We start from the raw sequence: 11,748 nt of genomic DNA on the forward strand, positions 1-11,748 counted from the left end.
CGGGACTGCGTCCCGCGTACGGACACACGCCCTGGCCGGGGCTCGCTTCACCGCTCAAGCCACTCGGCGTCCCCCATCACCACCACCGGGTTCTTCCGCGGGTCGAGCAGCCTCAGCAGCTCCTTCATGTGCTCCACGGGCAGCGAGACACAGCCCTGCGTCGGGCCGCCGTGATCCACGTGGAGCCAGATTCCGCCACCGCGTTCCTGACCGAGCGGGCGTTCGAGGTCCAGGGGGGAGACACCGGGGGTCCGGTTGTAGTCGATCGCGACCACGTAATCGAAAGAGCCTTCGAGGGGTTCACCGTCGAAGCCTTCGCCGCTCACGGTGTAGGCGGGGTTCTGTTCGTACGGGAACACGGTGCCCGGCGCCGCGAACCGACCGCCCGCCGCCGTCAGCCCGTAGATCCCGACCGGGGTGCGGAGGTCGCCCTCCCAGTGCTCGTCGGCCCATCCGTTGAGGCCGTTGTGGGCCGGCCATCGGGAGGTGACCGCCCGCCAGCCCTGGGCCGGGTTGTCACGGGTGTACAGGACGGCGGTGGACAGGCTGGAGTCGTACGAGTCACCGGTGACGACGAGGGCCTGCCGGGTGTCGACCGGCATCCTCCCCCTGGTCCGCAGGCCCAGCCCGGGGATCAGGGCGGGGCGGACACCCGGGGCCCGTGGCGCGGGCGCGGCGGCCCGCCCCGGTGGCCCGTCCGCCTGCAAGCCCCCGGACGGCTTGCGACCACCCCGCCCGTCCCCGGCCTGCGCCCCGGCGGTCCCGGTGGAGGAGGCGGACGGCGCCGGGGTGGCGCGGGAGGCGGTGTCGGTGACGGCCGTATCGCCGCAGGCGGCGAGCGCCAGAATCGCGACAACGCAGGCACCGGCCCGGACGGCGGACGGGGGGCGACGCCGGGCGGCCGACGTACGGGACACGGACACGGGCACTCTCTCCTCAGCGAACGTGCGGCGGCTCGGTGCGACGCGGGCCGGGTCGGTCGGGTCGGTCACGGGCATGCGGCTCGACGGGGCTCGCCGTCACGCTCGGCCCCGCCGACCCCAGTTAACGCCGAGTCACGAGAACGCGAATCCGCACGAGGGCCATACGGCGGTAAGCCCACTGCTTCCGGGTTCTTCCCCCGCCCGCCCCACCACTCCCGGCCGCCCGGGCGATATCACCCCGATCCCGGAGGCGGGCCGCGGCGCGGGTTGCCCCTCACCTGCGAGTGGTCCGCAGGCCAGACAGACCGTCCAGTCCCCCTCCACCCGCCGCATCACCATCAGCCGCCCGCCAGCCCACAACAGCCTCGCCCAGAGCCAGGCCGCTCTCCCTTCGCTTCCACATCCACATCCGGGCAAGCGTCCCCCAAGTAGCCTTTGTTTCCCGTACTTTCATCCCCGACGCCAAACGATCAGACGCCACGGAACACCAGCTCCGGGCCACACGAGAGTGAGCGATATGCCCCTGATGTCGCAATCTGAAGAAGTAAGCAAAAACGCCCACCCCGCGGCCTAAACTCGCAGGTCAGGAACTGTGCTCCCCGCGCGTGCGGGGATGGCCCCACCCGCCAGGCCGGGAAGGTGTTCGAGCCGACGTGCTCCCCGCGCGTGCGGGGATGGTCTCTCGCCCGGCTTCACGCCCACGTTTTTCACGGGGCGGTCCCGGAGGGAGTGATTGGACGTCGACCTACTCAAAACCCGGGTCGACAATGGAGTCCAGGTCAATACCGTCAAGCCCGTGGATCTTCGCGGCGTTGAGCGCAGTCAGCCGCTCCCGGCTGATCCCCCCGGTCCCTGCCAGCCGCTGGGAACGTGAGGAGTGGTCGGGCGATCAGTGCCACGAAGATTCCAGCGCCCGCAGGTGCGCGGTACGCAGCCTCACCCGGTCGAAGAACGCGTCCTGGTCGGCATCGAGCCCGGCCAGCAGCCCCTGGTGGAATCGCCAGGCATCAGCACTGATCTCGTACGAACACCGCGTGCACCGGTACGCATCTGCTCGTACTGGGTGCAGTCGCCCGGAACATCGGGGGCAGGTCACCGGTCCTCCCCGTAGATGTAGACACAGGCGTGGCCGGGCATCGTGTTTCCGCAGCTCCAACACGTCCACCAGCCGCCGACGTTCTGGCTCATCTGCTTGCCGCATCGAGGACACTGCATACGGCCTCCCTTTCTCTCGGCGGCGGTGTCATTCGGGCCGGTGGCAGGGGCAGGCGCACCGCCGGACCTCGATCGGCACCTCCCACTCCGGGGCTCCCGGCCGCCGCGTGACACCCGGTCCCGGACACTCCTCGTGCTCACCGATCCGACACGCGGGCGCGAGCTTCGGCTGGGCCGGTGTCTGCGCGGTCACGGCCGTTCGCCGTACGGGACCAGGCGGCGCTGCTCCCGGCACGGAGCACACGCATACAGGGCGGCCCCAGGGGCCGAGCCCTGCTCGACGATCTCGATCAGAATCGCGGTCCCGGACGGGCCTTTGTGCCAGTGACACCAACCGGTCCCCGTGGCCCCCGCGTCCGACACCGGGCGAAAGGATCGCGCGCTCACCGCTGCCCGCCCTTGCACCGGTCGCACCGACAGGCCGGGAACGCAGTCGACAGCTCCACCGTCTCGGCCGGAACGACCTCGGCCTTCGGCCGGACGACACGCGTCCGCCCGTACCGGTCCACCTCGTACACCTTGATCGTCATCGACATGCCGACCGCCGGTCCGTGCCTCCGCACGAGACGATCGGCCAGGTCCACCCGGGACCCGAAAGGACGACCTCGTCGGCGGGCGCCAGCCGCCAAGTCACGGCACCGCAGTGCCAGCGGGCTTCGCCACGAAGGCGAGCGATTCTCACACGCCCTGGCACGGGCGCAGGCGTATTCATGGACCCCTCCTCATACCTGAGTGATGCGGACAGGTAAAGCCTGGGGTCCGGGGCGCGGCACAACTGCTACAGCGTGTAGCAGCCTGTCAGACGGCGCCGATCCAGTGAGCGAAGTGCGAAAGGGATTCTGCATCGGAGCGGTGGAACCGCCGCAGGTTGCCGATGACTTCACGTGCCCACGGGTGCTCACGGGTGTGCTGCGGAGCCGCCGCGCGGGCCGCCTTGAGGCTCTCGAACGCATCCGCCTGAAGCCCGGCCCATTCCTGGGCGCGGGCCAACTCGATGTAGAAGCCGCTACGACGTTCGGCCGACAGACCGGCGGGCGGCTTCCATTCCGTGGCTACGCGCAGGGCGCGGTCGAGGTGGTCGCGGCCGAGGCTGACGGCGACAGACACCTCGTGGATCCGGACCGAGTCCGGGCCGAATGCCGTACCCAAATAAATTCCCTCGACCGCTACTTGATCGCCGAGTTGCCGGGCGTGCTTCAGGTGCATGTCGGCGCGGTCCACGTTCCCGTCGCGGCCGGCAATCACGGCAGCCCGCATGTGGAGGGTGCCGCGGGCGGCGGCTTCCGAACGGGACGACGGCGCGGGGGCGGCCTCGATCGCCTGCTCCAGTGCAGCGAGGCCGACCGCGTGGGCTCGAGCCGCGAAGAAAACCTCGGTCCGTACGTAGGCCGTGGCAGCCTGGACCAGGGGATCTCGCGCACGGTCGGCAGCCCAGCGCATCACATCGATCAGCCGGGCGGACAAGTCGCGCTCGCCGTACTTGAAGGCGATCGCGTCCGCCGTCCGGGCAGCGGTGGCCAGCATCCGGGCGGCGTTCCGCTGCTCGGGGCCACATGCGGTGTGAACGTACCGAATGGCGTCACGGAGCAGGTCGGGGATGCCTGCCGCGATCCGTCCGTACTGAGCGCCCAGCCTCCAGCTCACCGCTGTACTGGTCGCATCCGCCAGCTCGTCCGGGGTGCGGACCGGAGGACCCTGCGGAATGTCGTACCCGGCGATCACCGACGACAGTTCCGGCAAGGCTCGGTGAACGCGCCGCTCGGTACCGACGTACCCCGTGCGCAGTTGTGTGGCGTCCACCTCAAGGGCAGCGGCGATCGCTTCGAGCACCCCGTCGCTCGGTCGTCGTGCGCCTCGCTCGACGGACCGGATGGTGGCGTAGGAGACGTGAGAGGCTGCGGCGAGTCCGGTCTGGGTGAAGCGACGTGCGCGGCGGCGTGCGGCGATCCGCTCACCGACCTCGTGCGGGGAGTCGGCGGACATGACCTGCCCGTACCCGCGCCATCACTGTGTGAGTACGGCTTCAGCTGCGCTGCCTACCCGTCGTTGATCGCGGTCAGGTCCATGAGCGAATCGATCACCCAGTCCGCAGTTGCCCGTACCTGGGCGTCATCCGCCCACAGGTGCCCCCAGGGGCCGCGGCGAAGATGTGCCGTGCGAAGTCCGGCCGCGTGGGCAGGGAAGACATCGTTCATGGGGTGGTCGCCGACGTAGACGGTGTCCCGGGCCTCGGCCTGGGAGGCGTCGAGGACGCGTGCGAAGAAGTTCCCCGACGGCTTGGCGCAGCCCCATTCCCCGGAGGTGGCGATGAAGTCGGCCGGCAGGTCCAGATCTCGGAGCAGTTCACCGGCGCGGATCGTCTGGTTGCCCGCGATGACGACCCGGACGCCGAGTTCCCGCAGTGCGGCGAGCGCGGGACGCACGTCTTCGTACAGGTCGGTCTCATCAAGGTGTTCGCCACGCCCCGCGGCCTCGCGGGCCGCGTACTCGGCGGGGATGTCGATGCCGGGACGCAGGAGACGGAGGGCTTCCGCATTGTCGAGGCCCTGGGCGGTGACGGCGCCGACAAGGGCGGACAGGGTGTGTCTGGGTACGGAGAGCCAGTCTGCCCAGGACGCCCAGTAGCGGTCGTCGCGTACGAGGGTTTCACCGATGTCGAACACCATCGTCTTCACCCGAGCGAGCCTACGAGGTTCCGCCCGATGCCCGGCATGACCGATGCCCGGCATGGGTGACCGTTCCGGCGGGGAGCCGACATGTGGCCGTGCATCCGGTCCGTGGCAATCGAACCGAGTGACAAGCTGATCGGGATGGAGCGCGCGGCCGGGGCCGCACAGTCGGTAGACGCGTTGACGGGGGAAGCCCCCTGGACCCCAGTGCAGGAGGCGATCAACGCGCACCCCGGGCAGCCGGGCGAAGGCGGCACGCCGCATGCGGCCAATCCCGCACTTGGGTAGAAGGTCGCCAGGCAGCTTCTGCTCCACATCTGTTCGTCGGCTACCGTGCATACCCGGACCCCCATTCTCTGGGAGTCACCGAACGAGGGCTTGAACAGCGGCAGTTGATGGATGACTAAAGGATGTCCCGTCGTCCGTGATGGATCAGCGCGGCGCCAGATGCGGTGCATCGCCATACGGGGAAACGCCCACATACCGGATGTATGCGGGCGTCCCGACAATGCGGCGAGGTGCCACGTCTGACGCCGGGCGCCCGCCGGAGATGGCGGGGCAGCCCTTAGGGGGACAGATGTCTTTTGAGGACGAGTGGGAGCAGCTCAAGGCTGCTGCACGAGCGGAACATTCCACACAACCTTGGTGATTCAATCCAAAGGACCGAGACGCTCTCGATGACCCTACCCCTTCCAAGCCGGCCGTATCGCGCTCGGTGCTCGACTGCGTGAGCTGCGTGAGCTGCGTGCCAAAGGGCTGTCCCGTAATCCGTGGTGGAACAGCGCGCGGCGTCGGATGTGGTGCATCGCAAGGCGGAGGAGCGCCCGAACACTGGATGTATTCGGGCGTTCCGACAACGCGGCGAGGCGCCGCAGCTGTCGTCGGGCGCCCGCCAGGGATGACGGGACAGCCTTAAGGCCGGCCTGATGTCCCCGTATGTGGGGACCGTCCGTCGCCCGCCTCCCCTGACAAAGAACAGCTCCCGGCCGGAGGAATCCGGCCGGGAGCTGTTTCACGTGGAACCTGGATCGCCCGGAGCGAGAGGCCCGGGGATCACCGGGCACCGGCGACGAGGGACTCGCCGTCAGGCCAGGTCAGGCCATGGTCAGTCCTTGTCCTTCGCCGCGACCGGCTTGCGGAGCTGGATGTTCAGCTCGCGCAGGCGGGACTCGTCCAGCTCCGTCGGGGCGCCCATCATCAGGTCCTGGGCGTTGCCGTTGAGCGGGAAGGCGATGGTCTCGCGGATGTTGGGCTCGTCCGCGAGGAGCATCACGATGCGGTCGACGCCCGGGGCGATGCCGCCGTGCGGCGGGGCGCCGAGGCGGAAGGCGCGGAGCATGCCCGCGAACTCGTGCTCGACGGTCTCGCGGTCGTAACCGGCGATCTCGAACGCCTTGAGCATGACGTCGGGCTCGTGGTTGCGGATGGCGCCGGAGGACAGCTCGATGCCGTTGCAGACGATGTCGTACTGCCAGGCCAGGATGTCGAGCGGGTCCTTCTCCTCCAGGTCCTTCATGCCGCCCTGGGGCATCGAGAAGGGGTTGTGCGAGAAGTCGATCTTGCCGGTGTCCTCGTCCTTCTCGTACATCGGGAAGTCGACGATCCAGCAGAACCGGAAGACGTCCTCCTCGAAGTGGCCGGCGCGCTTGGCGGCCTCGACGCGGACGGCGGACATGATCTTGGAGACCTCGTCGAACTCGCCCGCGCCGAAGAAGACGGCGTGGCCGGGGACGAGGGACAGGCGCTCGGTGAGCGTCTTGACGTCGTTCTCGGTGAGGAACTTGGCGATCGGGCCGGCGAGGGCGCCGTCCTCGCCGACGCGGACCCAGGCCAGGCCCTTGGCCCCGTGCTGGACGGCGTAGTCGCCGAGGCCGTCGAAGAACTTCCGGGACTGGCCCGCGGTGTCCGGGACCGGGAGGGCGCGGACGTGCTTGCCCGCGAACGCCTTGAACTCCGAGTCGGCGAAGATGTCGGAGATGTCGACCAGTTCCAGCTTGGCGCGCAGGTCCGGCTTGTCGTTGCCGTACTTGAGCATCGACTCGCGGAACGGGATGCGCGGGAACGGCGAGGTGACGTGGCGGCCGTTGCCGAACTCCTCGAAGAGCTCGGTCATCAGCTTCTCGATCGGCTGGAAGACGTCCTCCTGCTCGACGAACGACATCTCGACGTCGAGCTGGTAGAACTCGCCGGGCGAACGGTCGGCGCGGGCGTCCTCGTCACGGAAGCACGGCGCGATCTGGAAGTAGCGGTCGAAGCCCGAGATCATCAGCAGCTGCTTGAACTGCTGCGGGGCCTGCGGCAGGGCGTAGAACTTGCCCGGGTTCAGGCGGGACGGGACGACGAAGTCGCGGGCGCCCTCGGGGGACGTCGCGGTCAGGATCGGGGTCGCCATCTCGTTGAAGCCGAGGGCCACCATCTTGGAGCGGATGGAGGCGATGACGGCCGAGCGCAGCATGATGTTGCGGTGCATGCGCTCGCGGCGCAGGTCGAGGAAGCGGTACTCCAGGCGCCGCTCCTCGTTGACCCCGTCCTCGGTGTTGATCGTGAACGGCAGCGGGGCGGCCTCGCCCAGCACCTCGACCTCGGTGACCTCGACCTCGATCTCACCGGTCGGGAGCTCCGGGTTGACGTTCTCGGCGCCGCGCGCGGAGACCTTGCCGTCGATACGTACGACGGTCTCCTTGGTGAGCTTCGCCAGCGCCTCGTTGGCGGGGGTGCCGGGGCGGGCGACGAGCTGCACCAGGCCGTAGTGGTCGCGCAGATCGATGAAGAGGATGCCGCCCAGGTCTCGGCGATTGTGCAGCCAGCCGCTCAGCCGGACGTCGGTGCCGACGTCAGAGGCGCGGAGCTCGCCGCAGGTGTGGGACCTGTACCGATGCATCGTCGTTCATCCAGTCTTCGCGGTTCGGGGTGGATTCAACCACCCCAGGCTACCGCCCACGCCCGCACCGATTCATTGACATTGACATTTCAAGATCGCCCGGCGGCGGTGCGGGCCCCGGGCGAGCCGCCCCCGGACCACCCGGCGGGGCCTCGCCTCGGACCGCCCCGGCGGGGCCACGCCCCGGACCTCGTACACGACTTCTCCGGGTGCGCCCGTCCCGAGTAGCGGCCCGTGTGGCCGCTATGGCCGCCCACAGTGGCGTTTACCGAGCAGATCTTCTTAAAGTGGGGCAATGCGCACCGAGGATGTCCTGGCCGCGACCGCGACCGGTCTGTGGCGCTGGGACAGCGGAGCCCGGACCGTGACGCTTGACGCGGAGGCGGCCCGGCTGCTCGGGCTGCCCGCGACGGCCGGTGTCTTCCGCGAGTCGGCGGTGCGTTCCCACTTCCATCCGGTCGACTGGAACGAGATACACGGGGTGGTGGGCCTCGCGCTCGCCGAGGGCACCCTCGCCGAGGCCCGGCTGCGGATCGTGGATCCGCAGGGACGGGTGCTGCGCACGGTACGCAGCCGGTCCAAGCCGCTGACGCTCGGGAACGAACCGCTGCCGCCCATGAACGAGTCGGTGCCGCCGGGAGGGCCACCCTCGGACCTCATGGATCCCTCGGACCACACAGATCCCGTGGACCACACAGATCCCGTGGACCACACGGATCCTCAGGACCACTCAGGCCCCTCAGGCCCCTCAGGCCCCATGGGTCTCACGGACCCTGTGGGCCACACAGCCCCTGCGGGCCGCACAGCCCCCGCGATCGCCACGGACGCCGTGAGCCCCGCGAATGTCAGAAATCCCACGAGAGAGTCGGTGCCGCCCGAGAAGCCGGGCGGCGCCTCCTTTGTCATGGTGGGCACCCTCCAGGAGGTCGCCGAGCGGCAGCCCGGCACCACCGGGACCGGCACCGCCACCGGGGACTGGCACCGCTCCCGCGAGGCATTCCTGCTGGACGCGGGCCGCGCGCTGGCCGAGGCCCGGTCCACCGAGGAGGTGCTGCGGGTCGCCGCCTCGCTCTCCATGCCCGGGTTCTCACCGGACGGCCTGGCCGTCTTCGGCGTCACGGGCGACCGGCTGACGATCACCGGGCACTACGGGCACAAGACGGGCGACGAGCGTCCCTTCAACGGCATGCCGCTGGACGCCGACTACCCGGCCGCCGAGGTGATACGGACGGGGCGGGCGATCTATCTGCCCTCGCCCGAGGAGTACCGGCGCCGCTACCCGGACACCTGGCCGCTCGCCAGCACGTTCGGCCGCCGGTCCTGGGCCTTTCTGCCGCTGACGGTGGCGGGGCGGACCATGGGCGCCTGGCTGGCGGCGTTCCGCCAGCCGGTCGCGTTCACGACGGACGAACGGTCGGTGCTGACGACGGTGGCCCGGATGCTGGCCCAGGCGCTGGCCCGCGCCGGGGTCGCCGAGACCGAGCGCGAACTGTCGCTGGGACTGCAACGCTCGATGATGCCGTCCCTCGGCCCCGGGGTCCCCGGGATGACGGTCGCCGCCCGCTACGTCCCGACCGGCGGCGGGCTCCAGGTCGGTGGCGACTGGTACGACATGATCCCGCTCCCCAACGGCCGCATCGCCCTCGTCATCGGTGACGTCCAGGGCCACGACGTGCGCGCCGCGGGGCTGATGGGGCAGTTGCGCATCGCGCTGCGCGCGTACGCCGCCGAGGGCCACCGGCCGGACGCGGTGCTCTCGCGTGCGTCCCGCTTCCTCTCCGGGCTCACCGACGCCTACGAGGACGGGGAAGGGCCCGGCCCCCGCTTCGCGACCTGCCTGTACGCGGAGGCCGACCCGGAGACCGGAACCCTCGACATCGCGCGGGCCGGCCACCCCCACCCCGTGGTGGTGACGGCCGACGGGACCGCGACGATCCGCTTCACCGACGGCGGGCTGCCGCTCGGCATCGAGTCGGACGCGGACTACCCGACGAGCAGGCTCACCCTGGAGCCCGGCGAGACGATCATGCTCTGTACGGACGGGCTGATCGAGACCGGCGGCCACGACATGGCGACGGGCTGGATCCGGCTGCGGCCGATCCTGGAACAGCAGACGGCCGACCTGGAGAAGCTCGCCGACGCCCTCGTGCAGGCCGTGCACGGGCCGACCGCCCACTACACGACGGGCCCGCTGGCGGACCGCCGCGAGGACGACCTCGCCGTACTGCTGCTGCGGCGCGACGGCGAACCGTCGCAGGAGACGACGACGCGCCGGGCCGCGCTGACCATCGCACAGGCCGCACCGGAGCGGATCTCGGCGGCCCGGCAGCAGTTGCGGGAGCTGCTGCACGACTGGGCGGATCCGGAGCAGGTCGACGCCGCGGTGCTGATGGTCTCCGAGATGACCACCAACGTCCTCGTCCACACGGACGGGGACGCGCTGCTGATCGTCCGGGCGACCGGGGAGCCGGGTGAGCGTCGGCTCCGGGTCGAGGTGGCCGACGGCAGCGACGAACTGCCGCACAGGCGATGCCCCGGGGAAATGGCCTCCAGCGGACGCGGGCTCGTGCTGCTGGAAATGCTCGCCGACTCGTGGGGCGTGGACCCTCGGGGCGGAGGAAAGCTGATCTGGTTCGAGCTGTACGAACCGGGCGCGAGCGCGGAAGCACGGACGCCCGCGCAAGCGGAACCGGAGCCAGGGCCAGGAACGGGAACGGCAAGGGACGCGTGAACGGACGCGCGAACGGCGGCCGGGACCGGAACGGGCACGGAAGTGGGAGCGGACACGGGAACAGGAACGGGAGCGGATGCCGGCCCGGGCCGCAGGACGGACGGCTGAACCGGCCTCTCCACTGAACGGTTCCGTCCCGCCCCTCCCCCTTCTCAGGCCTCGGAAGGGCCGGCTTCTCAGGCCTCGGAAGGGCCGGCTTCTCAGGCCTCGGAAGGGCCGGCGGAACCGGGCGAGGCGCCGGACGGGGAGGCGCCGGACGGGCCGGGGCGGCCCCCGCGCAGTTCGCCGATGATCCCGAAGACCGCCGCGCACACCGGCACCGCGAGCAGCATGCCCAGCAGCCCCGCCACCCCGGCGCCCGCGGTGATCGCGATCATGATCGTGGCCGGGTGCATCTGAACCGTACGGCTCTGGATCATCGGTTGCAGGACGTGGCCCTCCAGCACCTGTACGGCGAGCACGACGCCCAGCGCCCACAGCGCGATCACCACCCCCCGGTCGGCGAGCGCCACCAGGATCGCGACCGCGCCGGAGATGAACGCCCCGAGATACGGGATGTACGCGCCGACGAAGACCAGCGCCCCCAGCCCCACGGCGCCGGGTACGCGCAGGATCAGCAGACCGACGGTGATGCAGACCGCGTCGATCAGGGCGATGAACGTGGTGCCGCGCATGAAGCCCTGGACCGCCTCGAAGGCCCGCCGCCCCATGGCCTCGACCAGGTCGCCCGTACCGCGCGGGGCGACCGCGTGGGCGAGGCCCGCGGCCCGGTCGGAGTCGCGCAGGAAGAAGAAGGTCAGCAGCAGGGCCAGGACGCTCGTCGCGAGCAGCGAACCGATCAGGCTGATCCCGGACAGGAGCCCGCCCGCGGCGCTCGCGCCGAATTTCTCCAGGATCTTCTGCGCGTTGGCGGCGAGGGCGTCCACATCGGTCGTCCCTCTGATCCCGAGGTGGTCGACGAACCACTGCCCGGTGCGCTTGAGCGAACCGAGGATCTGCGGGCCGGTGTCCACGAGCGCGGTGACGACGATGTATCCCGCGCCACCGACCACCGCGACGAGCAGGGCGCAGGTGAGCCCCGCGGCCACCGAACGGTTCATGCCGCGCGCCGTCAGCCTGCTGTGGACCGGGCCGAGCAGGGCCGTACCGAGCAGGGCGAGCAGTACGGGCGTGACGGCCGTCTTGAAGGCGACGCACAGCCAGATGGCGACCGCCACGACCCCGGTGACGAGGAGGACGACACCGCACCAGGCGGCGGTGCGCCGAGCGCCGTCGGGCAGAAGGGGCTTCTGGGTCTGCACGCTCCCACCCGATCATGTCGTGAATGCA

At 70.3% G+C, this 11,748-nt stretch carries 8 protein-coding genes; 1 reads left to right on the top strand and 7 read right to left on the bottom strand.

Translation table 11 applies throughout. The features are described 5' to 3' along the window. Nucleotides 1–47 precede the first annotated feature (47 nt). The 6 genes from AB0E67_RS23615 to aspS form a co-directional block, all read right to left on the bottom strand. Nucleotides 48–923, bottom strand: coding sequence for a L,D-transpeptidase family protein (locus tag AB0E67_RS23615; protein ID WP_362030135.1), 876 nt, complete (start codon nt 921–923; stop codon nt 48–50). Between the two features lie 1,092 nt (nt 924–2,015). Continuing rightward, the gene (locus tag AB0E67_RS23620; protein WP_362030138.1) at nt 2,016–2,138 is read right to left on the bottom strand and encodes a hypothetical protein; all 123 of its coding nucleotides are present in this window, start codon (nt 2,136–2,138) and stop codon (nt 2,016–2,018) included. Between the two features lie 383 nt (nt 2,139–2,521). Continuing rightward, nucleotides 2,522–2,674 carry a hypothetical protein gene (locus AB0E67_RS23625; RefSeq protein ID WP_362030141.1) on the bottom strand — a complete coding sequence of 51 codons (153 nt, stop codon included), beginning with the start codon at nt 2,672–2,674 and terminating at the stop codon, nt 2,522–2,524. Nucleotides 2,675–2,936: 262 nt separating this feature from the next. After that, nucleotides 2,937–4,121 carry a helix-turn-helix transcriptional regulator gene (locus tag AB0E67_RS23630; protein WP_362030144.1) on the bottom strand — a complete coding sequence of 395 codons (1,185 nt, stop codon included), beginning with the start codon at nt 4,119–4,121 and terminating at the stop codon, nt 2,937–2,939. Between the two features lie 53 nt (nt 4,122–4,174). Beyond that, a complete protein-coding gene (locus tag AB0E67_RS23635) occupies nt 4,175–4,813 on the bottom strand; it encodes an HAD family hydrolase (RefSeq protein WP_362030147.1) in 639 nt (212 codons plus the stop codon). 1,099 nt (nt 4,814–5,912) lie between these two features. Next, on the bottom strand, nt 5,913–7,688 hold the full coding sequence (aspS, locus tag AB0E67_RS23640) for an aspartate--tRNA ligase (protein ID WP_362030149.1): 1,776 nt from the start codon (nt 7,686–7,688) through the stop codon (nt 5,913–5,915). Between the two features lie 295 nt (nt 7,689–7,983). Between aspS and AB0E67_RS23645 the strand changes: the two genes are divergently transcribed. Next, the gene (locus AB0E67_RS23645; protein WP_362030152.1) at nt 7,984–10,419 is read left to right on the top strand and encodes a SpoIIE family protein phosphatase; all 2,436 of its coding nucleotides are present in this window, start codon (nt 7,984–7,986) and stop codon (nt 10,417–10,419) included. A 200-nt stretch (nt 10,420–10,619) separates the two neighbouring features. Here AB0E67_RS23645 and AB0E67_RS23650 read toward each other — a convergent pair whose 3' ends face one another. Beyond that, nucleotides 10,620–11,720: an AI-2E family transporter gene (locus AB0E67_RS23650; RefSeq protein ID WP_362030155.1), complete on the bottom strand. Its 1,101-nt coding sequence runs from the start codon at nt 11,718–11,720 to the stop codon at nt 10,620–10,622. Nucleotides 11,721–11,748 lie beyond the last annotated feature (28 nt).

The sequence above is a fragment of the Streptomyces sp. NPDC032161 genome (genome assembly GCF_040636995.1).
Classification (GTDB): Bacteria; Actinomycetota; Actinomycetes; order Streptomycetales; family Streptomycetaceae; genus Streptomyces.

Bases quoted from the DNA above. Each gene is read 5' to 3' on its own strand.
- AB0E67_RS23630 (WP_362030144.1), bottom strand. From the start codon at position 4,121: ATGTCCGCCGACTCCCCGCACGAGGTCGGTGAGCGGATCGCCGCACGC.
- AB0E67_RS23625 (WP_362030141.1), bottom strand. From the start codon at position 2,674: ATGTCGATGACGATCAAGGTGTACGAGGTGGACCGGTACGGGCGGACG.
- AB0E67_RS23645 (WP_362030152.1), top strand. From the start codon at position 7,984: ATGCGCACCGAGGATGTCCTGGCCGCGACCGCGACCGGTCTGTGGCGC.
- aspS (WP_362030149.1), bottom strand. From the start codon at position 7,688: ATGCATCGGTACAGGTCCCACACCTGCGGCGAGCTCCGCGCCTCTGAC.
- AB0E67_RS23620 (WP_362030138.1), bottom strand. From the start codon at position 2,138: ATGCAGTGTCCTCGATGCGGCAAGCAGATGAGCCAGAACGTCGGCGGC.